Below are 26,890 nucleotides of genomic sequence, written 5' to 3'. Positions count from 1 at the left end.
AGGGGCCATTGACTTCTACCGTATGACCGTAAGTATTTTTAGAACCCCGTTTCACCGTGATCACAGGGTTGCGCTCCCCGCTCTTGAGATTTTGGCGAATTACCTTCTGATTAACGTGAATCACAGCCTTAGTGTACTCCGTGCGCTTTGACCAATTCCGCTTCGGTCCGCGAGTACCAGGAGTGACCACCGGCATACCATCAAACAGAGGAATCACCCAAGTCCTACCCACCTTATAAGCCCCCTTCACTCTGCCTTTGCTCAGCAGGAAACGGACGCGAGTGGCAGAAACACCTAGTAATTCAGCGGCTTGGGCGGTAGAAATCATCATGGCAGCAAAACCATTGCTTTAACGTTACTGTTAACTTAACACAAATTCTCATAAAATGCAAGGGGTTAGAAAAACTATTGCAGCGATGCAGCGCGGTCATGGGGGAAACCCCCATGACCGCGCTGCATCAAGACATTGACACTATCTTTAGCTAGAGAGTGGTAAGGGTGGTAAGAGGGGTTAGAAAAACTGTTGCATTGACGCTATAGCAGAAGTCAGAAGTCAGAAGTAAAACTATTGCTATACTTAGCTTTGAGACTTTTGTCATGTCCTAACTGCCCTGGCGACTGCTATATCTGAGTTTAGGGGTTTTAAGGGTGGTAAGAGAGGAAAAAGTTTAAAGGGTCACAAAAACTGTTGCACTGACACTATCTCTAGCTAGAGGGTGGTAAAAGTTGTAAAGGTTGTAAGTGTGGTATTAGTGGGAAAAGGGGTCAGAAAACTGTTGCACTGACGCACTGATGAGCAGCCCATATTGCGTACGCGTAGCGGTGCCTGCGGCACATCGCAGAGAACCGGTATGCGTACGCGTTTACAGAACCAGTATGCGTACGCGTTTACAGAACCAGTATGCGTACGCGTAGCGGTGCCTGCGGCACATCGCAGAGAACCGGTATGCGTACGCGTAGCGGTGCCTGCGGCACATCGCAGAGAACCGGTATGCGTACGCACCAAATACAACTAATACAATTCTCGTTACTGTTCCGATCTCCCCATCTCCCCATCTCCCCATCTCCCCATCTCCCCATCTCCCCACTCCCGATTACCGATTACCAATAGTTTCTCTAAAAGCTGGACGTTCAGACAAACGCATCACATAATCAGCAACAGCTGGATACTCCTTCAAATCCAAATTTACCAGTATTTTGGCATAAGCTAAATAAGACCCTACTGCAATATCAGCCACACTTAACTTATCCCCTAACAAAAACGGTTTATCGGTTAATATTTCATTTAGTGGCTTCAACAAACGGGGCGTTTCTTTCTCCCGTCTATCGTCCACAAACAATTCTAGTCCTAAGGTAGCATTAGCAAACAACACCCACTGCAAAATCTCCGACTGTTCTTCTAGAGAAATAGGGGTTTCTTCATACTTATTAGCTAAGTAAACCAAAATCGCTCCCGACTCCCAAAGTTTGAAGTCCCCATCCACAATTGCTGGCACCTTCCCCATCGGATTAATCGACAGGTATTCCTGCTGTTTATGCTCTCCAGCTTTCATATCCAGCAAGATATACTCATAGGGCACTCCCAACTCCTCAAGATACCACTGCACAATCGCAGCTCGGCTCCGAAGAGCACCATAAAGTTTTAGTTGTGCAGATGATTGACTGACTTCAAAATTGTCATGACTACTGAATTCTGACTCTTGAGTAGGATAAGACATTGTTATAGATCTAGATTCGTTTACCTTAGAAGTATTAAATGCACTTTGCCCACTGACAGGATTAACGTATCCAAGGATTATATAAGTGGATAAAGTAGCTAATAAACAGAATAATAGATCCATAGCAATAAGTCAAGTAGTTGTTAATTTTGTGAGGTAGAAATTTCTGGGTTTTAGGGAGCAGCGAGTAGGGAGCAGGGAGCAGGGAATCGGGAATCGGGAATAGTAGAAAAGAGCGATGCAGCGCGGTCAAAGGATGCTACCCCATTAGCGACTGTATCAATAAGCTACAAAGACTTTTTGATGTTATGAGAAATCCGCCAGATTGTTAATGACCTATTTATAAATGCTATACAGCGTTTTTCATAACTATAAGCTATAAAGGTACATAAAATTTTTTACCTATTCCTTATTCCCGATCCCGATTCCCGATTCCCGATTCCCGATTCCCGATTCCCAATTCCCTACTCCCAATTCCCTACTCCCAACCAGTTTTTCACAAAACTTTTCAAAATATGTTATAATATTATATTTTTTGTGCTAAACTATAAGAGTGGGCGCTGAGACGCCCGGAGTCAAGAGCTAGCCCGTAGATGTTGGACCGTCGGCGGGCTAGCTCTGGCTCCCCTACAAAAGGAGATAGTTTGATTATGAGTTATTCTGAACGCCTTCATCCGTGGGTGGTCATTCGGCTGTTACCCAAGATGCAGCGGAGAGTCGTTGCTCGCTTCCGGAACCGGTCCGATGCAGAGGGACATTTATGGGCTCTGAAACGATTAATGCCTGATGCTCAATTTGTCATTGTCTTTGACGTCGGTAATCTAGACCTCGGTAATCCAATGGATGAGGAATCCTAGGGGTTTTGCATCGATCAGCGGTCAGCGGTCAGCGGTCAGCGGTCAGCGGTCAGTGGTCAGTGGTCAGTGGTCAGTGGTCAGCCGTCAGCCGTCAGCCGTCAGTGGTCAGCCGTCAGTGGTCAGCCGTCAGTGGTCAGCCGTCAGCCGTCACCTTCAGTGGTCAGTGGTCAGCCGTTGGCTGAAAGCTGATAGCACCTCAAGTAGCGTGCGCGTAGCGCTTAAGCTGATAGCACCTCAAGTAGCGTGCGCGTAGCGCTTAAGCTGATAACTGATTGCTGATTGCTGATTGCTGATAACTGATTGCTGATTGCTGATTGCTGGTAACTGATAGCTGATAGCTGAATACTGATAGCTGATAGCTGATAGCTCAGCAGCACCAAACAACTCTGGTGTACCATGGCACAATGAACCCAGAAAATCTATATCGCGCTATAATATTATTACTATTATGACTAAGTTTGTCTTCATCACTGGAGGGGTTGTATCCAGTATTGGCAAGGGGATTGTTGCTGCTAGCTTGGGACGTTTACTCAAATCCCGGAACTATTCCGTTTCGATTCTTAAACTAGACCCCTATATTAACGTAGATCCGGGAACCATGAGTCCCTACCAACATGGAGAAGTGTTTGTAACATCAGACGGTGCCGAGACAGATTTAGATTTAGGTCACTATGAACGCTTCACGGATACCTCTGTCTCTCGCCTAAACAGTGTCACAACTGGCTCGATTTATCAAGCCGTAATCAATAAAGAACGTCGCGGTGACTACCAGGGGGGGACAGTGCAGGTGATTCCCCACATTACCAATGAAATAAAACAGCGCATTCATCGAGTTGCCCAAAATTCCAATCCTGATGTAGTGATTACAGAAATTGGTGGCACATTGGGGGATATTGAATCCCTACCGTTTTTGGAAGCAATTCGTCAATTCCGTAAGGATGTCGGGCGCAATCACGTCCTTTATATGCACGTCACCCTATTACCTTGGATTCCTGCGGCTGGAGAAATAAAAACTAAGCCAACCCAGCACTCCGTCAAGGAATTGCGTGCCATTGGGATTCAACCGGATATTTTAATTTGCCGATGCGATCGCGCTTTCCCAAGCGGATTAAAAGATAAAATATCAGCATTCTGTGATGTACCAGTAGAGTCAGTTATTTCTGCACAGGACGCCAGCAGTATCTACGAAGTCCCCCTAATGCTAGAAAAAGAAGGACTAGCCCAGCAAACCCTAGAGTTATTCCAGATGGAGCAACGGGAACCAGATTTAACCCATTGGCAGCGGTTAGTTGAGCGTTTGCATAATCCCACTCACCATCTTGAAATTGCCATTGTTGGTAAGTATATCAAACTAACTGATGCCTATCTATCCGTTGTGGAAGCTTTGCAGCATGCTGCGATCGCAAAGGATACCAAAATCAAAATACACTGGGTTAGTGCTGAGGATGTGGAAGCTTACGGCCCTGAACCCTTCCTAAACGGTTTTAACGGTATCCTTATTCCTGGAGGCTTTGGGATTCGGGGAGTAGATGGCAAAATTGAAGCAATTCGGTATGCTAGGGAAAATCAGATTCCCTTGCTGGGCTTATGTTTAGGGATGCAGTGTTCTGTAGTTGAATGGGCAAAGCACATAGCCCTCTTAGAAGATGCCCATAGTGCCGAGTTTTTCACTGATATCAAGAATCCCGTCATTCATCTATTGCCAGAGCAACAAGATGTAGTGGATTTAGGCGGTACCATGCGTTTAGGGCTCTACCCATGCCGTATAGCACCTAATACTCTAGCATCTTCCCTCTACCAACAGGAAGTAATTTATGAGCGCCACCGCCACCGCTATGAATTTAATAACGCTTATCGCAACCTATTTCTAGAAACAGGTTATGTGATTAGTGGTACTTCTCCCGATGGTCGCCTCGTGGAAATGATTGAATTGAAACAACACCCCTTCTTTATTGCCACTCAGTTCCACCCAGAATTTAGCTCCCGTCCCAGTCATCCCCATCCATTGTTTGTGGGATTTGTGCAAGCTACCCTTGACAAAGCACAGGTTAAACAGTCCACTACTAACGGCAGTACTAGCGAAAACCAGCAATCCGTTGCGGAAGTAAGCTGCTAAGTATGTGACGCAGGTGCTTTCGGTATTGATCAGGGTAAATAGGGCAACGGATGTCACATATGTCGCAGATTAGGGGATCAATGACATCATGCCGGATAATTACCCTCCATCAAAACATGATTCCACAGAAATTATCCGGCTCTGAGGAATAAACCCCTGAAATATGACTTAGCTTGATCAGCAGCTAGGCAACAGTGAAGTACCCCAACCGACACCAAGTAGGTTGGGGCTTCAACTTTCGCTCAATTCAGGGATGATCTTAATAGAATTAAGAATTAAGAATGCGCGAATTTAGAATTGGATTCTTAATTCTACATTCTTAATTCTACATTCTTAATTCTACATTCTTAATTCTACATTCTTAATTCTACATTCTACATTCTACATTTTTCCTATCCTGGTTAACTATTTATCCTTCTTGGTTGAAAGTCAAGTAACAAGTAACAAATGGAGCATGTCAGTTTTGTTAATTCCTGATTCAGCTCCCCCTAAATCCCCCTTAATAAGGGGGACTTTTGAATCTAATTCCTCCCTTGATTAAGGGGGGTTAGGGGGGATATATGTACATAATTACAAAGGTGAAATGCTCCCAGTAACAAGTAACAAGTGTTAATTAACAAGAAGTAACCAGTAATCTGAATAAGAAGAGCAATCCGTATAGGAATTGTGATAATTTTTGTTTCCTGTTCCCTTTGCTAAAGTGATTAACTGGACTCGTTCGAATTGGTAATTGCTAGTATTACCAACCCATTATTTCAATAAGGAGGTTTTGTGAGTTACTGGATAAAAGTTAATTACGATCATCGAGAATATGTTATTGATCTGGATCGGCTTAGTACATTCACCCATGGACCCAACGGAAAAATAACCTTCTGGTTACCCGATAGTACTATTCCCATTATTATCAACCGTCAAAATGACCCAGACGGTTATCAACGAGTGGTCAACTACATTCAAAAGTTATCAGCACGATCACCTTCAGGTTTTTGGATTACATTCAGTTACGAGCGTCATGATTATATCCTTGACCTCAACAAAATCAGTAGTTTTTGTCACTACCCAAATCAGAGATTAACCTTTTGGTTACCTGACAGTTCCATGCCCATCATTATTAGCGAACAAAAATATCCAGACATTTATCATAAGATAATAGACTACATTGAACAAAAAACTGGCTACCTACTAACGTAATTATAGAATTTAGAATTTAGAATTGGGAATTTAGAATTAATAATTTAGAATTTAGAATTTAGAATTTAGAATTTAGAATTATACATGCTACCTTCTGGCTTCTGGCTTCTGGCTTCGGGAGCATCCCAATTTGGCACGTTAGCTCTTGTTAGGGGGCTGAAACCCTTGAAATATCGTTGCTTTGGGTAATATTGTTTCCAAAATGAGATGCTCCCCTGGCTTCTGGCTTCTGGCTTCTGGCTTCTGGCTTCTGGCTTCTGGCTTCTGGCTTCTGCCTTCTTAATTCCCCATTCTTAATTCCCCATTCTTAATTCTACATTCTTAATTCTACATTCTTAATTCCCCATTCTTAATTCTACATTCTTAATTCTACATTCTTAATTCTTAATTCTTAATTCTTAATTCTACATTCTTAATTCTACATTCTTAATTCTACATTCTTAATTCCCCATTCTTAATTCCCCATTCTTAATTCTACATTCTTAATTCTACATTCTTAATTCAATGTAATTACTGTCACTTCTGGTGGACAAAATAGACGACCTGGCCAATAAGTTCCTAAACCACGATTAGTATACAACTGGTTTCTACCGATCCGATGTAAACCCTCAGACCATTCCCAGTGCTTAGTTACTTTTGAACATACTTTCAAATACGGTATCCAGGGCTGCACAGATTTAGGAATATACTTCCGGAGGGTTTTTAACATTGCTGGCGCAGGTCCGATTCCTGGAATCACAATCTGACCACCATGGGTATGACCAGACAACTGTAAATCCACTCGCCAACGCTGTAATATCTCCGCAGTATCAGGGTTGTGGGATAAGACAATCCGGGGTGTTTTGGGGTCAATTTGATTGAGCACTGGACCAGGATTGAAATCACCAGACCAAAAATCAGCAAGTCCTACTAGCGGTAATTGTGCTCCAAACGGATAAGCGATCGCATTCCACAACACCTTCACACCAATCTTAGTTAGAGCCTGAGTAACTGTTGCTTTTGAATGACGCCAGACTAAATCATGGTTACCCAGTACAGCATAGATTCCATGGCGACTTTCCAGATACTTCAATCGCCGCACTAGTAGATAAATCGGAGTCGGGCTATTGGTTACGTAGTCGCCAGTTAAGACGACTAGATCAGGTTGAGCTTGATTAGCGGCTTCAATAGCGTCAGCTAAGATATTTTCTCGTAACTGCTGTCGATCATAATGTAAATCGGATAGTTGTACAATTGTTGTACCTCGCAATGACGTAGGTAAATCGGCGATCGTAACGGTGATTTTTTCTACCCTTATCGGTCCTGAAAATATCCAATTCATCCAGCTAATCAAGAGGGTCATTAAACACTTGCCTCCAGCATAGCTCAGCCATCAGCTATCAGCCATCAGCTATCAGCTATCAGCCATCAACTATCAGCTATCAGTTATCAGTTATCAGCCATCAGCTAATAGCTATCAGTTTTTGAATAAAACAGGTAACCATTTGTTTAATAGTCACAAAAGTCACAGCGTCGTTCGCACAGCGTGGCCAAAGGCCAAAGCCTGTGCCACAAAGCTGACGGCTGACGGCTGACCGCTGACGGCTGACCGCTGACGGCTGACCGCTGATAGCTTAAAATCTAATTTAGAATTAGGGATAAAATCAGGATTATTTTTGACTAATAAAAATCTTGACCTTATCTTTTGACCAAGCTTGAGGATAAATTATATTTTGGTAAGTTATTTCCTCAGCTTGGTTTGTTTTATCAGGTTCAGGTTTAGTTGAAAAAATTGCACAAGGAATAAATTCGCTATTGGTGGAAACTTCAGACTTGCTGGCTGATGTATTCTTAACGTTTATATGTTTAATCCTCACTGGTAAATCAGTCTGTTCTTGTAACAGTATCCATAATGGGTATTCCCAGTCATTATCACCTAAATACAGTCCAATATCTGTACATTTATTACTTTTCAAAATATCACTAGCACCGAGGTAAGCTGATTGGATTCGAGACTTACTGTTAAAATATTGCTCAGTACGGCTAGTGTTGAAAATACTGTTAGCGCCCAGAAGAGGTCGTTCTCTGCCAGATAATGCCCATGGTAATGATGTGATGATCAGAACCACTGCTATAACATTGGCAACTTGACGTAGCTTAATTTGGGACAATACTATTCCAACTACTGCAGAAAAAAGTAAGAAAATTGGTAAATGAAGCCGACTGTTCCACCATTGCCATTTCAACAGGAAACAAAATAGCAGAAATATGCTAATAATCACAGCAATGTAACTGATTATATAGCGTTGCTTTCGACCCTGTCGTTGGATGAAACAAGCGATGACTGAAAAAACGATTAAAACTAGATGAAGGGTGTTGCTGGTGTTGTTTTCCGTAGCATTAATTCCCAGAGTTGATAAGCTACCAGGAATCCCAAAGTTTCCGGTATAGGTAGTGCGGGGGTCACTAATATCTACACTTAAAACAAGATGGCATAAATTAATTATCTTATTAGATATAGCATTAATAATCCCAATCGGTGTTCCCAGGTGAAGACCAATATTTCTCAAAATATTGGAGACTAATACTGACGTTGTAAAAATTTCATTAGTATATCGTAGTTCTTCTGAAGCCGTGGCAATTGGAGTGCCATACAATTCAAAGTTACGGATATAGTGACCAAGATTAAGTAAAATAACAATAACCCCTACCGCTAAAATTGGCTTCCACCATCGCCAACGTAGGCGCTTAATCATCATCAGTGAAAACCAAATAAATAAGGGTAATGTATAAATATAGGCTGTTGCTTTCGTAACAATAGCCATCCCCATGGTAGCACCAACCCCTAATATATTAATCCAGCTAACTCTGGATTTGATAGTCAAAATAATAAAGTAAGCCAAACAAATCACCCAGAACGAAACCACATAATCATTCTGGGTACTTGACCCTTGTAGGATTCCCATGGGAATAGTCGCAGCGACGACAGCAGCAAAAACCTGTCCTCGTATCGCCGCTCCCAATTCTTTAGCAATCAGAGATACCCCAATCACGCTACCAATCATACTGAACCATTGGACAAGATTAGCTAAGCGATCGCCCCCACTCAGGAGTTGAAAATGCATGATCGTAAATTCAGCCCAAGGGTTTTGGTAAAGCTGTCTGGGAATATGGGTAGGATAATGGGCAACACTGTGATGCTGCATCCAATGAAGCACACGACTCATGTGGTAAGTCATAGAATCCCAGGTGTTGGGAGGCGCAACGATAGCAGTTAAGCCTACGATAGCGACCAGAAATCCTATACCTCCAAGTAATACCAGTAAAAAACCAGAGATTTGGGCATTCCCATTGTTTGGATTTTGCCCATTCGTGGAGGGTGAGCTTTGCCCAATCCCATTTTGCCCAATCCCATGTTGTGAATCCTCGGTGCGGGTGACTCGTTCTGGTTTAACAGTCCGAAAGTAGGCAAAAATCAACGTCAGACTCAGTAAACCCCAGATTCCCGCTAACCAACCCCAAGTAATTAACTTAAATAAACTTAAAACTTCAGTGATAAAGGTTAATAAGACTCCCCAGGTAATAGCTGTCCACAATAGGGAACTACGCCAGCAATAATTGTAACGATAGATGAAGAGAAATAAAACAGTGAAGGTAATCAGAGGGAGCAAAGCCAACATAGTTAGTTATTATAGCAAAGGGAATAGGGAATAGGGAATAGGGAATAGGGAATAGGGAGTAGGGAGTAAGTGATTAACCAAAAGTTCATGTAGGGTGGGCAGTGTATCAGACAGATTCCGAAGTTTGTAATAGGGTTGCTCGGCACTGCCCACCATCGGATTATGACTGCCCACCATCAGATTATGACTAACGAAAAAGATTGTATTTTAAGATACAGAATATTGCCCTAAACCCATCCCTCCAGCCAATTTTTTTCCCTTCTTCGTAAGTGCGACCATAGTAAGATATTCCTACTTCATAGATGCGGCATTTCTTTTTGGCAACCTTAGCAGTAATTTCTGGTTCAAAGCCAAACCGAGATTCTTCGATTTTGATAGATTGGATAAGTTCACGCCGGAATGCCTTATAGCAGGTTTCCATATCGGTAAGGTTAATATTGGTAAACATATTGGAGAGCATGGTTAAAAATTTATTGCCCACCATATGCCAGTAGTACACTACCCGATGGGGACCACCGCCAGCGAAACGGGAGCCATAAACCACATCCGCTTTGCCATCAATAATCGGCTGCATTAACAAGGGATATTCCTGGGGATCGTACTCTAAATCAGCGTCTTGAACGATTACGATATCTCCAGTAGCCAAGCCAAACCCAGTCCGTAAGGCAGCTCCTTTGCCCCGATTCTTGTGATGATAGACAACATGGTCAATCTGGGATTCTAGTGATGACTCTAAAATCTCTCTAGTGCCATCCGTTGAGTAGTCATCGACAACAATAATTTCGCACTCTTTAACCGGAGATGCTTTGACAGCTTCAATAACATTGGCAATTGTGTTGACTTCGTTAAAACAGGGTATTACAACACTTAGCTTCATAAGCTTAATCCTTAATAATAAGCAAATAATTTGATTAGCTTAAAACTTTACATAATCTTTACATAATCCCCGCCTAATTCCCCTAGCCTTTGGTTAAGTAGAGAGTTTGAGCCCCTAAACACATCACGAAATATTTACATAACGTCAGTTACATAAAGTTATGGGAAGTTTCCCCGTGATTAGATGGGATTGAACCCTCAAATTCAGGGCACGACCAGGATTGATAGACAGGTTTGAGGTTGACTACTTGACACCCTGAATAAATTAGTATAATTCTACTGTAGGATTATAAATAGATCAACTAAATAGAGCAACATAGAGCAACTAACATAGAGCAACTACTAAACCATTACGCTCAAGCCTGATTGGGGAGTCGTTGCTCATTACTCATTAGTATTTTGGTAAGCATTCAGCCGTCAGCGGTCAGCCGTCAGACTTTGGCTGATAGCTTGTAGGGTGGGCAAAAACAGTTTGCTTCTTTTGAGTATTCTAGATTATACTACTTTGCCCACCCTACTTTAATTGGTCTGATCCGCGACACGCTGATAGCAGCTTGTAGGGTGGGCAAAAACAGTTTGCTTCTTTTGAGTATTCTAGATTATACTACTTTGCCCACCCTACTTTAATTGGTCTGATCCGCGACACGCTGATAGCAGCTTGTAGGGTGGGCAAAAACAGTTTGCTTCTTTTGAGTATTCTAGATTATACTACTTTGCCCACCCTACTTTAATTGGTCTGATAGCACTGATAGCTGATAGCAGCTTGTAGGGTGGGCAAAAACAGTTTGCTTCTTTTGAGTATTCTAGATTATACTACTTTGCCCACCCTACTTTAATTGGTCTGATAGCACTGATAGCTGATAGCTGATAGCTGAATGCTTACGTATTTTGACTAATGACTGATAACTAGTGACTAATAACTAAACTAATGACTAATGCCATAGGCTTGATAGCACTAGGTATTAGGCGCGCTAGACATTAAGTACTAACACCATTAACCCAAAACCTAACATCTAACATCTAGCACCATTAACCTAAAAAAAATTCCATCAACCAAGAGAGTATGTCTTTGGATACCAGTAATGACTACATAACACCAGAAGAATCTCACCTTAGTGATTCTTCCTTATCCTTGGTGATTCCCACCTATAACGAGAGTAGAAACATCGGGGAGCTAATTAGAATCCTGAGCAATTTGCTCGATGAAGCTATACCAAACCAATACGAACTAATTGTAGTAGATGACGATAGTCCTGATCGTACCTGGGAAATCGCCCAGGCTCTGATGTCGGACTATCCACAGTTACAGGTAATTCGCCGTCAGCATGAACGGGGGTTATCTACAGCAGTTATTCACGGCTGGAAGGTAGGTACTGGAAAAATTTTGGGGGTAATTGATGGGGATTTACAGCATCCACCAGAGATATTAGTAAAACTTTTGGTAGCAATGGAGGATGGAGCCGATATCGCTATTGCCAGTCGTCATGTAGACGATGGTGGTGTTAGTGATTGGAGTGTAGTGAGGCGTTTCTTATCCAGAGGTGCTCAACTTTTAGGATTATCGATTTTACCAGAAGTTATCGGTCGTGTTTCTGACCCAATGAGCGGTTTTTTTATGGTACGCCGTAGTGCCATTCAGGAAAAAGACCTCAATCCTCTGGGGTACAAGATTCTAATTGAAGTGCTGGCTAGGGGAAAAATTGGCCGAATTGCAGAAGTTGGCTATGTATTTCAAGAGAGACTCTCAGGAGAGAGCAAAGTTACCTGGAAACAGTATGTAGACTATATTAGACACTTACTCCGGTTAAGGTTTTCTCTCGGAACCATTGGTAAACTTAGAAAAGGCATTCCCTTCCCCTTAAAGCGGTTTATTCGTTTTGGCTTAGTGGGATTCAGTGGGGTATTTGTGGATATGACTGTGCTTTACTTACTCCATGACCCTGCTAGTTTGGGTTGGGGACTCACCCGCAGTAAAATTATTGCTGCTGAAGCGGCCATTATGAATAACTTTATTTGGAACGATGCCTGGACATTTAGGGATATAGCGAGTCAGCAGTGGGGATGGGGTAAGCGCTTGAAACGGTTTTTGAAGTTTAACCTGGTCTGTTTGATCGGTTTGTGCCTAAATGTGCTGTTGTTGAATCTGTTGTTTAATCTCCTGGGAATTAACTATCTGATTGCAAATGGTATTGCGATCGCAGCCGTTACTTTCTGGAATTTCTGGATTAATCTAAAACTCAACTGGCGAGTGACGCAAAAATAATGATAACCGGTTGACTGTTGACTGTTGACTGTTGACTGTTGACCGTCAACAGCAAAAGGTTTTAGGGAGTCGGGAGCGGTGCGACCCGTGGCGAATTTAATTCGCCAACGGAAAGCGCACCGAGGGAGTCGCGGTAAGAAAATTGAATGTACTTCATAACAATGAATATCATCTATGGTAAACCTATATGGTAAACAAATTGCAGCAAACTCGTAGATTTACATCAACTTGGTTAGGGCTTTTAATTATTATCCTGTTGATGCTAGGAATAGTGTTTCGATTCGTAAATATTGACAAAAAAAACTACTGGATTGATGAAACCTTTACCTCGCTACGGATTTCTGGTTATCGATTGTCAGACATGATACCAGAAATTTCCAATGGGGATGCGATCGCTATTAAAGAATTACATAAGTATCAGCAGACAAATCCGGAAAAAACTTTGATTGGTACGATTAAGGGATTGGCGTTTGAAGAACCTCAACATCCCCCATTCTATTACGTGATGGCGCGATTTTGGGGGCAGTTATTTGGGAATTCAGTAGCAGTGAGGAGAAGTTTTTCAGCTCTGATTAGCTTGCTGATGTTTCCTGCTATCTATTGGTTATGTCAAGAATTATTCGAGTCGTCCTTGGTGGGATGGGTAGCTATGGCCTTAGTTGCCGTTTCTCCCTTTCAGGTATTGTATGCCCAAGCAGCAAGACAGTATGGCTTATGGGGCGTAACTATTTTGCTATCAAGTGCAGCACTGTTACGGGCAATACGCTTAACCAAACCAAGAAACACCACCAGTAAGATTAGAGACATCCTACACTTTATCTCTACCTGGGGAATTTACGCCCTCACGTTAGTGACAGGATTTTATACCTTTTTATTTTCTATCTTAGTAGCCATCAGCCATGGCATCTATGTACTGGTAACAGAACGGTTCCGCTTCAGTAAAATTATTGTTTACTATGGGCTATCATCGTTAATGGCTTTGATGGTATTTGTCCCTTGGTTACTGGTTTCTAACAGTAACCTTTCTAAGGTATCCAGCAAAACCAAATGGGCACTCAAAGAAGTTCCCTTATCATCATTAGCCCAAACCTGGCTGATTAATATTAATCGGAGTTTCTTTGATCTCAACCAAGGCTTAAATTTCCCCAGCGTAGTGGTCTCTGTAATAATCTTAATCCTAGTCGGCTATGCCATTTACTTTCTCTGTCGTCATAGTCCCAAACGAGTTAGTCTATTCATCTTGACATTAATTGGAGTTACCGCCTTAGCCCTAGTGCTACCGGATTTAATTTCCGGAGGCAAGCGTTCTAGCGTAACTCGCTATCTAATTCCCTGTTATCTTGGTATTCAGCTAGCAGTTGCTTACCTATTTACTAACAAAATAACTAACAAAGTAACTAGTATTTTTCAGGGAGTATGGCAACAGAAGCTATGGCGACTCGGAATGATTTTGCTACTGTCTGGTGGAATTCTATCCTGTGTGATCAGTTCTCAAGCAGAATTTTGGTGGAACAAGTATACTAGTGCTAACCATACCCAGGTAGCAGCAATCATTAACCAGGCTGACCAACCCCTCTTGCTGACAAAAAGTCTGGAAGTGATCTCCCTGTCTTACCTTCTCGACTCCAAAGTGAAGTTTTCTTGGTTAAGCGACAAATCCGTAAAGATGCCTAATGGCGAAAAAAGCAAACAGTTAATCATCCCCGAAAATACCGATGAATTCAGTGATTTATTTTTATATAATCCATCTAAGGAATTGCGAGAAAAATTCGAAAAACAATACAACTATAAATCAGAACTTATTGGCAAATGGAACCATAAACTTGAACCAACCTACGAAATTAAAACGTTTCTGTGGAAACTAGTAAAGCAATAAACTTAAGCATTCAGCTATCAGCCGTCAGCTATCAGCCGTCAGCCGTCAGCCGTCAGCCGTCAGCCGTTGGCCTTTGGCCACGCTACTTGAGGTGCCGTCAGCTAAGAGCTCACACTACTTGAGGTGCTGCGCAAACAGTAGCCTGACCACAGGCCCAAAGCTGATAGCTGAATGCTGATAGCTGAATGCTGATAGCTGAATGCTGATAGCTGAATGCTGATAGCTGAATGCTGATAGCTGATAGCTTACGTCTTGTTTATAATAATCCCTAGAATAACAGGAGCTTGCTCATGGCAATGATTTGCCGTAAATACGGCTTACTCTACCTGATGGCACCGCGAACTGGTTGCACAGCAGTAGAAGATGTCCTCGAAAAAAAGCTAGAAGGTGAACTAGTCCCCCCCCAAGACATCCTAGACGCCAACGGAAAATTTTTGATGCACAGAAGACATCATTCTCTACGAGAGATGTTCAGACGCAATCTTTTGACAGAAAAAGAGGCAGCATCTTATCTAAAATTTAGTTGTATTCGCAACCCTTTTGACAGTTTAGCTTCCGACTATGTAAAAAGAGCCTCAAAATACCAACACTTTATCGCTGACTCCACGTCATGGGTTCACCGTCTACCGGGTTATATAGAAGACATGGAATTTTGCAAAACCCATTCATTTAATGATTGGATTGAGAAACACTATGGCTCTATTTACGGCAATGGACTGAAACGAACCCTTCAATCCCTGGTTCGGAATACTAATCGAAACCGACTTAAACAGTTTGTAGGTCTTCCCGCTGAACCGTATACACTCTATGGAAGTTATACCAAAGGTATGGATAGTGTAATGCGTTTTGAAACCCTTCAGGATGATTTTGACAGAGTCCTGGATAAAGCTGGAGTGCCCTTCAAAGTGCAAATACCAGTGATCAACAAAACCGAAGAAAGAAAGAAAAACTATCGAGAGTACTATAATGAGCGATCGCGAAAAATTGTCCAGTACGTTTTTCACGAAGAACTAAAGCGCTACGGTTACGAATTTTGAACAAGCTAGTAACGGTTAGGGCATCAGCTGTTACCCTTGAGCTGATCTCTAACCGCTTTAAGGCGATTAAGTATAAATTACTATGCCATCTGCTACGCTCAAATATGCCTATTTTCCCGGCTGTGTTGCTCAAGGAGCCTGTGGAGAACTATACCAATCTACGTCAGCTTTAACCCAAGCGCTAGGTATTGAACTGATTGAGTTGAAAAAAGCTGCTTGTTGTGGTTCTGGTACCTTCAAAGAAGATTCCCAACTCCTAGAAGACACTGTTAACGCTCGCAATATCGCCCTAGCTGAGGAGCTGAATCTACCCCTGTTAACCCATTGCAGCACCTGTCAGGGAGTAATTGGTCATGTAGATGAGCGTTTAAAGGAATTCCAAGAGACCGACACAGCTTATGTGGAAAAAGTCAATGGCTTGCTGAAAAAAGAAGGCTGTTCTCCTTACAAAGGCACTACGGAAGTCAAGCATTTACTGTGGGCATTGGTGGCAGATTACGGCATGGAAGCCCTAGCCGCACAGGTGAGTCGTAAGCTAACTGGACTCAAATGTGCTGCATTCTATGGTTGTTATTTGCTGCGAGCTCAGACATCAATCCCCTACGATGACCCAGTGCATCCAGAATCCATGGAAACTGTATTTCGCACTGTAGGAGCAACACCTGTATATTACCGAGGTCGTACTCAATGTTGTGGTTGGCCAATTTCTAGTTATGCCACAGAACAATCCTTCAAGATGGCAGGGAGGCATATTCAGGAAGCCTTGGATGCTGGTGCCGACTGCATGGTGACCCCTTGTCCGTTGTGTCATCTTAATCTGGACTCCCGTCAACCGGAGGTAGAAAAGGTGATTGGGCGTCAGTTCAGGTTACCAGTATTGCATTTACCCCAGTTAGTTGCCCTAGCGCTAGGGGTTAGTCCAAAGCAACTGGGTTTAGAACGGCACGTGGTTTCGACTGGACCTGTATTAGAGAAGTTGGGCCATAAAGTATGAAGTGTGACCTATCAAGTGTGAAGTCTAAATCCGGTTGACGTAAGCATTCAGCTATCAGCTATCAGCTATCAGCTTATGCGCGATGCGTGGCTATCGGCCAAGGGCAAATCCCCAGACTTTCAATTCTCATTAATCTGGAACTATTAAATTATCCTTTTCAAGGTTTATTTTAAGCTGTCAGCCGTGAGCTAAAAGCTGACGGCTGACAGCTGACGGCTGAATGCTTACCGGTTGACTAATTATCATCTCCCTTATCGGGTAATGGGTAATTGGTAGTTAACGATTACCCATTACCCATTACCTTTTGTCTTTGCCAGACATATTTTCAAGAGAAAAGCACCCCCTCGGGGGTGCCTCATCAGTTACCATCAACAGCAGCCAACTGCTGATGGAGGGATTTCAGTCTCAACTATAAACTGTTGTATCTAAGCTGATGCTTCGGTTTCAACCGGGTAAACGCTGACTTTTTTTTGGCTTTTGCCCCTTCTTTCAAAAGTGACTATGCCATCAGCCATGGCAAATAGAGTGTCATCACCGCCGCGACCAACATTGGTACCAGGATGAACCTTAGTACCTCGCTGACGTACCAAGATGTTGCCAGCCTTGACAAACTGACCACCGTAGCGCTTGACCCCTAGGCGTTTGGAATTAGAGTCACGACCGTTACGAGTACTTCCTGTTCCTTTCTTATGAGCCATAATGTTCCTTTATATTTAGGTGTTTTTACGGGAATTTTGAGGTAATTTTGCCCTATGCACAAGTCTGAGCCATAAACTATTCCGGAGCAGTTTCAGCGGTTTCCTGAGTTGCTGGTGCTTCAGTTGCTGGTGCTTCAGGGGCAGTTTCTGCTGAGACTGGTGCTTCCTCTGCTTTGGAAACCGAGGCGAGCACAGAACCATTCATACTAATAGCATCAATCATCAGACGGGTTTTTTCCTGTCTGTGTCCCCGCTTCTTACGGGTTTTCTTCTTGGGCTGCATTTTGTAGACGATGATTTTGCGATCGCGAAAGTGTCGCATCACCGTTCCTTGTACGGTTGCTCCTTCAACTAAGGGCTGACCGATGCTGATTTCACCATCATGATTAACGAACAGGACTTTGTCGATGGTGACATTTTGCTCTGGTTCAACGTGCAGTAGTTCGATGTCGTAAAAGCGACCGGGTTCGACTCGCAGTTGCTTGCCACCAGTTTCGATAATTGCGTAGGTCATGGATTTGTTTTTCTATAGTTGCCGTACAGGTAGCTGGTTAGTGTTTGTTCCGATGGATAGGATTTCTTGGTTGTGCCAGCTTTTGCTATGCCTTCACCTGATCCGAGCAGGAAAGTACACTTGACACTCCCCACAGCTATAAGCCGGGGGATTCTTGGCTCCACGACTTGACTTGCCATGACAGGTTTACACCAAGCACAGTAGAGGCCAAATCTCCCCAAGCGTTCAGATCATGGATCTAAGTTCCGGTGTGCCCCACCGTACTCATGGTTTTTGCTAAGACTTGCCAGGCTTTGTCTAATTTTTTGTCCAATGACTTTCGCAGGCGACCAGATCGTTAGACCAGACTTGCGCAATGTGCATTTTCTTGACACATTCTTTACGCTGCCTACTTATATCAAAGAGTAATTTTCCCAGCTTGATCACTTCTTTATTATATACTAAATAGCCAGTATCGGCATTCCAGATAAAAATTAGCTCACGGGGAATTTATTCCCCACGGGCTCATTCCCATAACTATAAGTTAAAGGCTTTTGCCCTTCGAAATCTCGGTAAGTCCTGGTAAAAAAGTATTGCTAAAAGACGTTGACACTAAATCCTATTTTTTTTTACTCATCCACTCTAGCTCTAGCAGCAAACAACTCGGTTCTAACTAACCTCACCGCTATTGTTAACCAAATCTTAAATGGCATATCTAATGTACTCTTCTTTAGCATCGGTGGTATGCCACTGATTGTCTTGTGGCTAGTCTGTGGTAGCCTATTCTTCACCTTCAGGATGAACTTCATCAACATCTGGGGATTTCGACACGCCATTGACATCGCCTTAGGCAAATACGAGCAACCCAACCAAAACGGTGAAATCTCTTCCTTTCAAGCTCTATCAACTGCCCTATCCGCTGGTGTTGGACTCGGTAGCATTGGCGGTGTTGCCTTTGCCATCAGTATCGGAGGACCAGGAGCTGCGTTCTGGATGACCCTTGCTGGCTTATTTGCCATGAGCAGTAAATTTGTAGAATGTACCCTGGCTCAAAAATATCGAGTGGTCAGACCAGACGGAACTATAGCTGGTGGTCCAATGTATTACCTCTCGGCTGGTTTAGCCGAAATGGGATATCAAAAACTCGGGAAAATTGTGAGCCTCCTATTTTGCATCTTTGCTATTGCTGGGTCATTTGGTGGTTCGAGCATGTTTCAAGCTAACCAATCCTTTGAAGTAATGGCCAGCGTAGTCCCCTGGCTGATCAATCGAGGCTGGCTTTATGGATTAATTCTGGTTGGCCTAGTGACATTGGTGATTATTGGTGGCATTCAACGTATTGGCTTAGTGGCTGGTACCATCGTACCCGTCATGTGTGGGATCTACATTTTGACATCCCTCTGGATTCTAATTGTCAATTTTTCCAGCATCCCATCTGCCATCGAAACTATTGTGACAGAAGCCTTCTCTCCCCAAGCCGTTGAGGGAGGTTTGATTGGGGTGTTAGTACAGGGATTAAGGCGTTCAACCTTTACTAATGAGGCAGGTATTGGTTCATCTGCCATGGCTCACGCCGCTGCCAGGACTGAGGAACCAGTGCGGGAAGGAATTATAGCCCTACTCGAACCTTTTATTGTTACTGTGGTCATCTGCAATATGACTTCTCTAGTAATAGTCATCACTGGAGTATACAAAAATCCTGAGTTTGCTGACTTCGGTGGTGCCGAAATGACCGCTGCTGCTTTTGGGAGTGTAATTAGTTGGTTTCCCATCCTCCTTGCCATCTCTGTGTTCTTTTTTGCTTTCTCTACCATGATTTCATGGAGTTACTATGGTGAAATCTGTTGGGATTATTTGTTTGGTTCGAGAACGTTGATTGTCTACAAAGTATTATTTCTTATCACCATCTTTATTGGAGCTGTGGCTAACCCAGAAGCAGTCATTAATTTCAGTGATAGTATGCTTTTTTCTATGGGTTTACCTAATCTTTTCGGTGGCTACTTACTCTGTAGCAAAGTAGCCACTGAACTTAAAGACTATATGGACCGCTTGAATGCTGGAAAAATAGTTACCGTCACTCAATCTTCCTAGAAGATTAGTATTTATAATATTTTTAAACAAGCCATAGGAGTGAATCTATGAGCTTATTTGCCACCGACCGTATACTTGTCCCAATTGATTTTTATGAAACCTCCTTTGAGGCTTTAGAAAAAACAATAGACTTTGTCAAGGATGCATCTCATATATACGTTATCCATGTCCTACCTCCTCTCAACCCTGGTGAACCGGGAGTTATGTGGCGTACGGTAGATAGCCAGACTCGTAAATCCCATGTGGAAAACGTGCTTTCTGAGAGATTCAAGGAACCTCTATACCAAGGAATTCATATCAACGTCACCATCGGAAATCCTGCCTCAAACATCATCGACTACGCCAGGGAACAAGCTATTGACCTGATTGTGATCCCATCTCATGGCTATACCGGTCTGAAACGATTTGTCTTGGGGTCAGTAGCTGAGCGAGTGGTTCGATTTGCCCACTGTCCAGTGCTGGTTCTGCGACGGGAAGTCTAACAGTGATTAATTTTTTTTAATTTGGTTTGGGGCATTCTGGGGAAAATATAGAAAATAGATTTAATATCAGATTTAATATCTGTCTATATTGAAAACTCTAGGGTTGAATCATAATGAAGTGCTATCTTGCAGCTGCCATTCAAATGACTAGCTCCCCTGACCTAGAAAAAAACCTAGTTCAGGCAGAAGAACTGATCGACCTAGCCGTGCGTCGTGGTGCTGAGCTGATTAGCTTACCGGAAAACTTTTCTTTTCTTGGTACAGAGGAAGACAAAATTACCCACGCTGATGCGATCGCAGAGCAAAGTGAACAATTCATCAAAACTATGGCGCAACGGTTCCAGGTCACCATCCTTGGTGGTGGCTTTCCCGTACCAGTGGGTACTAGTAAAGTCTACAATACTGCCCTACTCATCGGTTCGAGTGGCAATGAACTAGCTCGCTACCATAAAGCTCATCTATTTGATGTTAACCTTCCTGATGGGAATACCTATAGAGAATCAGAGACAGTTAAGGCTGGAACTGAACTACCCAAGGTCTACTCGTCCCCAGAATTCGGCAATTTGGGACTCTCTGTGTGTTATGATGTCCGATTCTCGGAACTATACAGACACTTATCCCAGAATGGAGCCGATGTATTGTTTGTGCCTGCTGCCTTCACCGCCTACACTGGCAAAGACCATTGGCAAGTTCTGCTCCAAGCTAGAGCCATAGAAAACACCTGCTATGTCATTGCCCCAGCCCAAACTGGTCGTCACTATGCCATGCGCTACACCCATGGTCATGCTATGATAGTAGACCCTTGGGGGGTAATCTTGGCAGATGCTGGAGACACACCAGGAGTTGCGATCGCAGAAATTGACCCAGACCGCCTCCAACAAGTCCGCCAACAGATGCCTTGTCTAGAACACAGAGTGTTTGTTTGATTAGTTCTTAGTTATCTTATTAGCTATCAGTCTTAATTAACCTGAGTTCTGGATCAAGTTAGTAATCTCGAACTCAGGTCATCACTAAGAACTAACTACTAATGAGTAGCAACAGGCACAGCAGATTCAGACCAACGCCCTACGGCTTTGCCGATGACCGCCATTTCTTTCACCAACTCGTCAAACCGCTCCGGTGTCAAAGATTGTGGTCCATCAGACAGGGCTTTAGCGGGGTTGGGGTGAACTTCGATCATCAACGAGTCAGTTCCAGCTGCGATCGCTGCTTTTGCCATAGCTGGAACATAATCCGACTTCCCTGTGCCGTGACTGGGGTCAATCATAATCGGCAAGTGAGTGAGGGTGCGCAAGACTGGGACTACTGAAAGATCTAGGGTATTCCGGCTGTATTTACGGTCAAATGTCCGAATTCCCCGTTCACAAAGAATCACATTAGAATTGCCCGCTGCTAGGATATATTCAGCAGCCATCAACCACTCATCAATAGTTGCTGACATCCCCCGCTTCAGGAGTACTGGCTTATCTTGAGCCCCCACTTTTTTCAGTAGGGCAAAATTCTGCATGTTACGGGCACCCACTTGCAGAACATCTGCTACCATACCAATTTTATCCACATCAGCCGTGTCCATCACTTCAGTAATGATGCCCAACCCAGTTTCTTCCCGTGCCTTGGCTAGCAAATCCAAGGCACTTTCTCCATGACCCTGGAACGAATAGGGGGATGTCCGGGGTTTGTAGGCACCTCCCCGCAGGAACTTGGCTCCTGATGCCTTAACCCGCCGTGCTGTTTCCACGATCATCTCCTCGTTTTCCACCGAGCACGGACCGGCAACAATTACCAAGGGATGGTGTTCACCGAACACAACAGGTCCATTCGGCGTTGGCACTAATACCTCACTGGCTTCCCCATGACGATACTCACGGCTAGCCCGTTTAAACGGTTGCTCTACCCGCAGTACCTGTTCTATCCACGGACTAATTTCCTGAATTTGTAGGGGGTCTAAAGAAGCGGTGTCACCGACTAGACCCAACACCACTTTATGCTTACCAACAATTTTTTCTGGAGTCAGCCCCCATTGGCTAAATTCCTGGCTCAGGCGAGTCACCTCGACTTCTGGAGAGCCTACCTTCATTACTACTATCATAAAAAAATCCTCGTGAGTTTATAAACCCCGCGTCTAATGACCGGGGAGGAAAAACGAGCCGACTAAGAGCCGATTAATTGGTTGTACATCAAAACAAACATAATTCTAAGGCTGAAACCCAAGATTTCCCTTAGAGTGTCTCATACAACTAGATTTTTAACAGCTTAGGGCCTTTAGTCCCAGTCTGGGAATGTGGGTGGGAGATGGTCGAGTTACTCCCTTTTACTCCCTTTGCTGTTGACAGAGTGCTTTAATTATTCTACAGAACACTTTCTTGCTCTAGATATGCCTTTTTGGCTTATATTAATGTTTAACTAGTCACGATATCTGTTTTAAGCAAAATTTTGAGGGAACTCCCTGTCTACAATCTTTGATTTAGGCGGAAGAACGCAAAAATATAACTAATTAATATAATAATATGTTAATTACCATAACAAATTACTTACCCAGGTTAGTTAGGAAGCACTTTTGGGCTTCCTACCTGGTAAACTTATCCCCAAACTGAGATCATAGGCTCCCCAAAGGGTTAACTCTTTGACTTAGCAGTACGCCATGCTGATGTCAATCTGCCTAGGTTAGTGGTGAACTCTTGCCAACCAAAAAAAGTTCCTGGTATATCTTCCTCCCACGAAGCAGAAAGAACACCATAGCTCAACCCCAACACACCTAGACCAAAGCATCCCATACTCACCAGAATCACTGCCACATGGGGTAACTCTACCCCAACCTGTGTGATCAATAAATAGCTAACCACAAATGTAACTATCCCTAAGAAACTGGGAATACCACACATTAGACCCATCCGACGCACCATCCGTTTACTGACCACATCGGGGATTGCCATTGAGTCATTTGAGGCTGCCGTTGGCTTATCTTGCTTCTTATCTGGCTTCTTATCTTGCTTGACAGTAGTTTTACTGGGTTTTTCCTTAGGAGTAGTTTGGGGATTTGTTGATGAATTTTGGGCTTTAGAGTTCTTTCTGCGCTTTTGACGTGGTTCAAAAGGCAATCGCTCCCGTGACGGTTCAGTAGACATACACTCTTTTCCACTAGGGTCTATTCAACTAGGGTCTATCCCCGAATACCTAAGCGCTCAATCAATTTTTGATACCGTTGTTGATCCTCTTGACGAATATAGCTAAGTAAGCGCTTGCGGCGACCGATCATCTTTAACAATCCCCGTCTCGACGAGTAATCTTTTTTGTGGCTTTGTAGATGGAGACTCAATGTATTGATACGCTCAGTCAGGATAGCTACTTGCACCTCTGCCGAACCAGTGTCAGTTTCATGAACCTGGTAGCCATTAATAATTTCAGTTTTACGTTCTTGAGTTAGACTCATTGATAAAGTTTAATTAGTATAAGTCAACAGTTTTCTATTCTATCACCATCAAGAAGGGATTCAATTCCCAGAGGCTGGAGGATTCTGATGATTAGCTGAGCGCCGCCTATCTAACCACTGTTGTAGGATAATAGCAGCAGCGTGACGGTCAATCAGTCCTTTATTTTGGCTAAGCGATCGCTTACTCGCCTTAAGTCGCGATTCAGCCTCCCAAGAGGTAAGCCGTTCATCGATATACTCTAGCGGCAGCTGGAGTGCTGCTGCTAATCGCCTAGCCAATTTTTGCACCTTTTGTGCCTGGAAACCCAGAGTCCCATTCATCGAATAAGGCAAACCTACCACTAGTACCTGCACTTCTCTGGTTTCAACTAACTCTCGCAGTTGGTCAACATCCCGCTGAAAGGAGGTACGCTCAATGGTAGTTAAACCAGTAGCAATCAAACCCGTCCCATCACAACCCGCCACACCAATACGTTTGCTTCCCAAATCCAATCCCAGTGCTGAAATTCTTTCCATAGCTTGATCCCCCATCTTATCAACTTACAGTCAAAGAGCTATTTTTGGAAATGGCAGATCAGGTATGGGGCATCTGAAAATTAGTTGTTAGAACCCAATTGGGGATAATTAACTACTTCTGATCTGAAGATTTAACCGACACCGTCTCCTCTTGAGAGACTACACTCTTAGACTGGGAAACCCCAATAGAGACCTTTTTCCCCTTAGCACGGTGTTTCTTCGATGGGGATTGTGACCAGGATATGCGGCTGGGGATTGGGGTTCGGGCTGGCTGTAGCCCCTGAAGCACATCCGATAACTCAAAAGTAACAGACTTGTTTTCCCGCAACTTATGCCATACGGAACGGGACATCAGCAGAGTATGCTCAATTCGTTCTGCTCCCAGCTGAGCTAGATACTCTTCCTGCTCCGCTTCATAGTCAGCCGTTGCCAGATGTAGGGATTGGGAAGGCAGTTTTTTGGCAATTCGTGCTATTTGAGACAGTAACTCTGGATATAGGTAATTGTAGGCTGGATGAACTGTTAACTCAGCTGAGTTGGTACGGTTACCATCACGGCACAGTCGCAGCCGAAAATAGCCAACGGCAACTTTACGCTGTGGTTCAAATACATAGGAACTGATCACTTCAGTATGATTTAGCCACTGCCACAGTGAATCAATGATTTTCCGTGACATACTGGTTTGAAAATCCTGGATATGGCGGTCAAAAACCTTACGCACTATTGGTGGCATTGATGTCGTATCCAGCTGATAGAGCAACTGAGCATCTGCGTTACTGACAGGCAACAGGTTCTGCAAATCTGGTTCACGAACCGCCAATTTTTCCAGCAGTGTTGGCTCTATCACCCAGTAGGTCATCTGAGCTAGGGGTTGGAATCCGTTTTGCCGATACAGAGCCAGTGAACTTTTATGATTGATATTGACTTCCAATAACCAAGTTCGCGCTTGCCAAATTTTTTCAAAACAATGGCGCAACAGAGCCGAGCCAATGTCTCTATTTGCCAGGGTGTTACTCACACAAGGAGTGTTGGCATCAACTAACACCTGCTCCACCCGCCAAGTACTACGGGTGTGATTAAATGGGGAAATTTTGATCAGTCCACGCAGCTTTTGGAGTTGCTCAGCCACATAGATACAAAAGCTGTACTGATAGGGGTTGGGAAACCAACTCAAAAACTTCAGCAACCAATACCAGCCTCTAACGTGCTTAAGTGGCTGTGGGACAACAGATGGGCAGATCTTACTCTGGCCATCTGTTGCCTGTTGCACTAGCTTCTCTATTGCTGCCAAATCATGGTATTGAAATGGGCGGATCAAGTTCTTCGGGTTTTCCGAGACAGGTGAAGTCATTTTGGGTACGGATGCCATGAAGCTGCTCGCTCTGTTTGACCCATGTTCTTGCGCTGTAACCTACATTGGCAAGACTAGGGTTACTGCCAATATATTAGCTATTTTCCCATCATCCCAGTTGTGACAAGACATATGAGTAATATTAAGTTGTGTTCATGGGGTTTAATCAACCACTGGGAGTGTTGAGTGTTAATCGTTAAGGGTCGGTCAAGGGTGAACACTCAACATAGTCTCAACATAGGTAAGCTATCAGCTATCAGCTATCAGCTATCAGCTATCAGCCTGTGGCCACACTACTTGAGGAGTACACCGCAATTGAATCAAATAACCTGACCGCTGACTGCTGACCGCTGACTGCTGACTGCTTACCAACATAGTCTCAAGGTAGTATAGGCATGCCCTTATCTAGCGCTTAGTCTTGTAAGGCTTAGTCTTCATCCATTATATTCCCTTTGTCTACCCGTTCTAACTGCCACAGAATTTGATTACCTTCACGCCTGACCCTTGAGACAACCCAGTTGCGCCAAGACCAGTGGTTACCCCGACTAGTGACAGCGCTGGCGTTCACATCCATTAAATCGGCCAGTTCAGAACTACTAATCAGGTAGCCTTGGCTGGCAATTTCATCCGCGATGTGTAGAGTTTCTACCAGATTACGCAGTTGAGCAACTCTCACCTCGCGGGGTAATTCGTCAGTAGTACTAACAGAAGAAGAAATAGCTGATTCCATAATTAAAACAGAAGATATATATCGATGAGGTAGAAATGCTCGATTATATAGTTTACCGAAAGCTCTGAGGGCTCATCCCCTAACTTATCGTTATGGGGATGAGCCCGAAGGGAATTTATTCCCCGTCAGCTAATTTTGATCTCGAATGCTGATACTGGCTCTGGTAGTATATAATCAGATAGTAAGGCACGCCAGTATTGGAGATGACCCTTTGATATAAGTAGGTAACGTAAAAAATGTGTCTTGAGAATGCACATTGCGTAATTCAATCTAACGATATGATGGCCTATGAAAGTCATTGGGCAAGAAATTAGAGAAAGCCTGGCAAGTCTGAGGAAAAACCCTGAGTACGGTGGGGCACACCGGAACTTAGATCAATGATTCTGAACGCTTGGGGAGATTTGACCTCTACTGTGGTTGGTGTAAACCTGTCACGGCAAGTCAATTCGGTGAGCCAAGAATCCCCCTGCTTATAGCTGTGGGGAGTGTCAAGTAAGGTAACCCATCAGTAG

At 43.6% G+C, this 26,890-nt stretch carries 26 protein-coding genes; 12 read left to right on the top strand and 14 right to left on the bottom strand.

Features of this window, described 5'->3' with window-relative positions:
- Together F6K63_RS16540 and F6K63_RS16535 are read right to left on the bottom strand one after the other, a co-directional pair.
- The coding region (locus tag F6K63_RS16540) for a helix-turn-helix domain-containing protein (RefSeq protein ID WP_287312716.1) at positions 1-331 on the bottom strand (331 nt) is incomplete at its 3' end.
- 763 nt (positions 332-1,094) lie between these two features.
- Positions 1,095-1,718 (bottom strand): glutathione S-transferase family protein, encoded by a 624-nt coding sequence (locus tag F6K63_RS16535; RefSeq protein WP_287312715.1) that lies wholly within the window; start codon positions 1,716-1,718, stop codon positions 1,095-1,097.
- A 650-nt stretch (positions 1,719-2,368) separates the two neighbouring features.
- Here F6K63_RS16535 and F6K63_RS16530 point away from each other — a divergent pair.
- The 4 genes from F6K63_RS16530 (at position 2,369) to F6K63_RS16515 (ending at position 5,882) form a co-directional block, all read left to right on the top strand.
- Positions 2,369-2,575: a hypothetical protein gene (locus F6K63_RS16530; protein WP_044494884.1), complete on the top strand. Its 207-nt coding sequence runs from the start codon at positions 2,369-2,371 to the stop codon at positions 2,573-2,575.
- Positions 2,562-2,828: a hypothetical protein gene (locus F6K63_RS16525; RefSeq protein ID WP_154659921.1), complete on the top strand. Its 267-nt coding sequence runs from the start codon at positions 2,562-2,564 to the stop codon at positions 2,826-2,828. The genes F6K63_RS16530 and F6K63_RS16525 overlap by 14 nt, the downstream gene beginning before the upstream one ends.
- A gap of 195 nt (positions 2,829-3,023) precedes the next feature.
- A complete protein-coding gene (pyrG, locus tag F6K63_RS16520; RefSeq protein WP_287312714.1) occupies positions 3,024-4,691 on the top strand; it encodes a CTP synthase in 1,668 nt (555 codons plus the stop codon).
- A 771-nt stretch (positions 4,692-5,462) separates the two neighbouring features.
- Positions 5,463-5,882, top strand: a complete 420-nt coding sequence (locus F6K63_RS16515) for a hypothetical protein (RefSeq protein WP_071102957.1) — start codon at positions 5,463-5,465, stop codon at positions 5,880-5,882.
- A 496-nt stretch (positions 5,883-6,378) separates the two neighbouring features.
- On the opposite strand, the gene F6K63_RS16510 is transcribed toward F6K63_RS16515, so the two are convergent.
- The 4 genes from F6K63_RS16510 to F6K63_RS16495 all read right to left on the bottom strand — a co-directional run bounded on the left by F6K63_RS16510 (position 6,379) and on the right by F6K63_RS16495 (position 10,418).
- Entirely contained in the window at positions 6,379-7,203 is an 825-nt protein-coding gene (locus tag F6K63_RS16510) for a metallophosphoesterase (protein WP_502708321.1), read from the bottom strand.
- Positions 7,204-7,531: 328 nt separating this feature from the next.
- The gene (locus F6K63_RS16505) at positions 7,532-9,541 is read right to left on the bottom strand and encodes an ArnT family glycosyltransferase (RefSeq protein WP_287312712.1); all 2,010 of its coding nucleotides are present in this window, start codon (positions 9,539-9,541) and stop codon (positions 7,532-7,534) included.
- 9 nt (positions 9,542-9,550) lie between these two features.
- Complete coding sequence (locus F6K63_RS16500; RefSeq protein ID WP_158026223.1) at positions 9,551-9,718, bottom strand: hypothetical protein; 168 nt, start codon at positions 9,716-9,718, stop codon at positions 9,551-9,553.
- Between the two features lie 10 nt (positions 9,719-9,728).
- Entirely contained in the window at positions 9,729-10,418 is a 690-nt protein-coding gene (locus tag F6K63_RS16495; RefSeq protein WP_287297058.1) for a glycosyltransferase family 2 protein, read from the bottom strand.
- Between the two features lie 1,062 nt (positions 10,419-11,480).
- On the opposite strand from F6K63_RS16495, the gene F6K63_RS16490 reads away from it, so the two are divergent.
- The 5 genes from F6K63_RS16490 to F6K63_RS16470 all read left to right on the top strand — a co-directional run bounded on the left by F6K63_RS16490 (position 11,481) and on the right by F6K63_RS16470 (position 16,587).
- On the top strand, positions 11,481-12,680 hold the full coding sequence (locus tag F6K63_RS16490) for a glycosyltransferase (protein ID WP_287251645.1): 1,200 nt from the start codon (positions 11,481-11,483) through the stop codon (positions 12,678-12,680).
- Positions 12,681-12,867: 187 nt separating this feature from the next.
- On the top strand, positions 12,868-14,556 hold the full coding sequence (locus F6K63_RS16485) for a glycosyltransferase family 39 protein (protein WP_287251646.1): 1,689 nt from the start codon (positions 12,868-12,870) through the stop codon (positions 14,554-14,556).
- Complete coding sequence (locus F6K63_RS16480; RefSeq protein WP_165691865.1) at positions 14,535-14,678, top strand: hypothetical protein; 144 nt, start codon at positions 14,535-14,537, stop codon at positions 14,676-14,678. The genes F6K63_RS16485 and F6K63_RS16480 overlap by 22 nt, the downstream gene beginning before the upstream one ends.
- 168 nt (positions 14,679-14,846) lie before the next feature.
- Positions 14,847-15,593, top strand: a complete 747-nt coding sequence (locus tag F6K63_RS16475) for a sulfotransferase family 2 domain-containing protein (RefSeq protein WP_071102962.1) — start codon at positions 14,847-14,849, stop codon at positions 15,591-15,593.
- A gap of 82 nt (positions 15,594-15,675) precedes the next feature.
- Positions 15,676-16,587, top strand: coding sequence for a CoB--CoM heterodisulfide reductase iron-sulfur subunit B family protein (locus tag F6K63_RS16470; protein ID WP_287251649.1), 912 nt, complete (start codon positions 15,676-15,678; stop codon positions 16,585-16,587).
- A 425-nt stretch (positions 16,588-17,012) separates the two neighbouring features.
- Here the strand turns inward: F6K63_RS16470 and rpmA are convergent, their stop codons facing one another.
- Together rpmA and rplU are read right to left on the bottom strand one after the other, a co-directional pair.
- Positions 17,013-17,285: a 50S ribosomal protein L27 gene (gene rpmA, locus F6K63_RS16465; RefSeq protein WP_008188487.1), complete on the bottom strand. Its 273-nt coding sequence runs from the start codon at positions 17,283-17,285 to the stop codon at positions 17,013-17,015.
- Between the two features lie 76 nt (positions 17,286-17,361).
- Complete coding sequence (gene rplU, locus F6K63_RS16460) at positions 17,362-17,799, bottom strand: 50S ribosomal protein L21 (RefSeq protein ID WP_008188488.1); 438 nt, start codon at positions 17,797-17,799, stop codon at positions 17,362-17,364.
- A 585-nt stretch (positions 17,800-18,384) separates the two neighbouring features.
- Here rplU and F6K63_RS16455 point away from each other — a divergent pair.
- The 3 genes from F6K63_RS16455 to F6K63_RS16445 all read left to right on the top strand — a co-directional run bounded on the left by F6K63_RS16455 (position 18,385) and on the right by F6K63_RS16445 (position 21,277).
- Positions 18,385-19,869 carry an alanine/glycine:cation symporter family protein gene (locus F6K63_RS16455; protein ID WP_502708044.1) on the top strand — a complete coding sequence of 495 codons (1,485 nt, stop codon included), beginning with the start codon at positions 18,385-18,387 and terminating at the stop codon, positions 19,867-19,869.
- A gap of 47 nt (positions 19,870-19,916) precedes the next feature.
- The gene (locus tag F6K63_RS16450; protein WP_287312711.1) at positions 19,917-20,351 is read left to right on the top strand and encodes a universal stress protein; all 435 of its coding nucleotides are present in this window, start codon (positions 19,917-19,919) and stop codon (positions 20,349-20,351) included.
- 113 nt (positions 20,352-20,464) lie between these two features.
- The gene (locus F6K63_RS16445; RefSeq protein WP_287265940.1) at positions 20,465-21,277 is read left to right on the top strand and encodes a carbon-nitrogen hydrolase family protein; all 813 of its coding nucleotides are present in this window, start codon (positions 20,465-20,467) and stop codon (positions 21,275-21,277) included.
- 98 nt (positions 21,278-21,375) lie between these two features.
- On the opposite strand, the gene aroF is transcribed toward F6K63_RS16445, so the two are convergent.
- The 6 genes from aroF to F6K63_RS16415 form a co-directional block, all read right to left on the bottom strand.
- Positions 21,376-22,440, bottom strand: coding sequence for a 3-deoxy-7-phosphoheptulonate synthase (gene aroF / locus F6K63_RS16440; protein ID WP_287265941.1), 1,065 nt, complete (start codon positions 22,438-22,440; stop codon positions 21,376-21,378).
- A gap of 526 nt (positions 22,441-22,966) precedes the next feature.
- Positions 22,967-23,476, bottom strand: a complete 510-nt coding sequence (locus F6K63_RS16435; protein ID WP_287312710.1) for a PAM68 family protein — start codon at positions 23,474-23,476, stop codon at positions 22,967-22,969.
- 35 nt (positions 23,477-23,511) lie between these two features.
- A complete protein-coding gene (gene rpsO / locus F6K63_RS16430; protein WP_287312709.1) occupies positions 23,512-23,781 on the bottom strand; it encodes a 30S ribosomal protein S15 in 270 nt (89 codons plus the stop codon).
- Between the two features lie 60 nt (positions 23,782-23,841).
- Positions 23,842-24,297, bottom strand: a complete 456-nt coding sequence (gene ruvX, locus F6K63_RS16425) for a Holliday junction resolvase RuvX (RefSeq protein ID WP_287312708.1) — start codon at positions 24,295-24,297, stop codon at positions 23,842-23,844.
- 112 nt (positions 24,298-24,409) lie between these two features.
- Positions 24,410-25,648: a GNAT family N-acetyltransferase gene (locus tag F6K63_RS16420; RefSeq protein ID WP_287312707.1), complete on the bottom strand. Its 1,239-nt coding sequence runs from the start codon at positions 25,646-25,648 to the stop codon at positions 24,410-24,412.
- A gap of 427 nt (positions 25,649-26,075) precedes the next feature.
- On the bottom strand, positions 26,076-26,378 hold the full coding sequence (locus F6K63_RS16415) for a hypothetical protein (protein WP_008188499.1): 303 nt from the start codon (positions 26,376-26,378) through the stop codon (positions 26,076-26,078).
- Between the last annotated feature and the right edge of the window lie 512 nt (positions 26,379-26,890).

The organism is Moorena sp. SIO1G6 (assembly GCF_010672795.1).
In the GTDB taxonomy this organism is placed as follows: Bacteria; Cyanobacteriota; Cyanobacteriia; order Cyanobacteriales; family Coleofasciculaceae; genus Moorena; species Moorena producens.
Note: the sequence above shows the minus strand (reverse complement) of the source record. Positions and strands in the feature narration are given on the sequence as shown.

Bases quoted from the DNA above. Each gene is read 5' to 3' on its own strand.
- F6K63_RS16535 (WP_287312715.1), bottom strand. From the start codon at position 1,718: ATGTCTTATCCTACTCAAGAGTCAGAATTCAGTAGTCATGACAATTTT.
- F6K63_RS16530 (WP_044494884.1), top strand. From the start codon at position 2,369: ATGAGTTATTCTGAACGCCTTCATCCGTGGGTGGTCATTCGGCTGTTA.
- F6K63_RS16525 (WP_154659921.1), top strand. From the start codon at position 2,562: ATGAGGAATCCTAGGGGTTTTGCATCGATCAGCGGTCAGCGGTCAGCG.
- pyrG (WP_287312714.1), top strand. From the start codon at position 3,024: ATGACTAAGTTTGTCTTCATCACTGGAGGGGTTGTATCCAGTATTGGC.
- F6K63_RS16510 (WP_502708321.1), bottom strand. From the start codon at position 7,203: ATGAATTGGATATTTTCAGGACCGATAAGGGTAGAAAAAATCACCGTT.
- F6K63_RS16505 (WP_287312712.1), bottom strand. From the start codon at position 9,541: ATGTTGGCTTTGCTCCCTCTGATTACCTTCACTGTTTTATTTCTCTTC.
- F6K63_RS16500 (WP_158026223.1), bottom strand. From the start codon at position 9,718: ATGGTGGGCAGTCATAATCCGATGGTGGGCAGTGCCGAGCAACCCTAT.
- F6K63_RS16495 (WP_287297058.1), bottom strand. From the start codon at position 10,418: ATGAAGCTAAGTGTTGTAATACCCTGTTTTAACGAAGTCAACACAATT.
- F6K63_RS16490 (WP_287251645.1), top strand. From the start codon at position 11,481: ATGTCTTTGGATACCAGTAATGACTACATAACACCAGAAGAATCTCAC.
- F6K63_RS16485 (WP_287251646.1), top strand. From the start codon at position 12,868: ATGGTAAACAAATTGCAGCAAACTCGTAGATTTACATCAACTTGGTTA.
- F6K63_RS16475 (WP_071102962.1), top strand. From the start codon at position 14,847: ATGGCAATGATTTGCCGTAAATACGGCTTACTCTACCTGATGGCACCG.
- F6K63_RS16470 (WP_287251649.1), top strand. From the start codon at position 15,676: ATGCCATCTGCTACGCTCAAATATGCCTATTTTCCCGGCTGTGTTGCT.
- rpmA (WP_008188487.1), bottom strand. From the start codon at position 17,285: ATGGCTCATAAGAAAGGAACAGGAAGTACTCGTAACGGTCGTGACTCT.
- rplU (WP_008188488.1), bottom strand. From the start codon at position 17,799: ATGACCTACGCAATTATCGAAACTGGTGGCAAGCAACTGCGAGTCGAA.
- F6K63_RS16450 (WP_287312711.1), top strand. From the start codon at position 19,917: ATGAGCTTATTTGCCACCGACCGTATACTTGTCCCAATTGATTTTTAT.
- F6K63_RS16445 (WP_287265940.1), top strand. From the start codon at position 20,465: ATGAAGTGCTATCTTGCAGCTGCCATTCAAATGACTAGCTCCCCTGAC.
- aroF (WP_287265941.1), bottom strand. From the start codon at position 22,440: ATGATAGTAGTAATGAAGGTAGGCTCTCCAGAAGTCGAGGTGACTCGC.
- F6K63_RS16435 (WP_287312710.1), bottom strand. From the start codon at position 23,476: ATGTCTACTGAACCGTCACGGGAGCGATTGCCTTTTGAACCACGTCAA.
- rpsO (WP_287312709.1), bottom strand. From the start codon at position 23,781: ATGAGTCTAACTCAAGAACGTAAAACTGAAATTATTAATGGCTACCAG.
- ruvX (WP_287312708.1), bottom strand. From the start codon at position 24,297: ATGGAAAGAATTTCAGCACTGGGATTGGATTTGGGAAGCAAACGTATT.
- F6K63_RS16420 (WP_287312707.1), bottom strand. From the start codon at position 25,648: ATGACTTCACCTGTCTCGGAAAACCCGAAGAACTTGATCCGCCCATTT.
- F6K63_RS16415 (WP_008188499.1), bottom strand. From the start codon at position 26,378: ATGGAATCAGCTATTTCTTCTTCTGTTAGTACTACTGACGAATTACCC.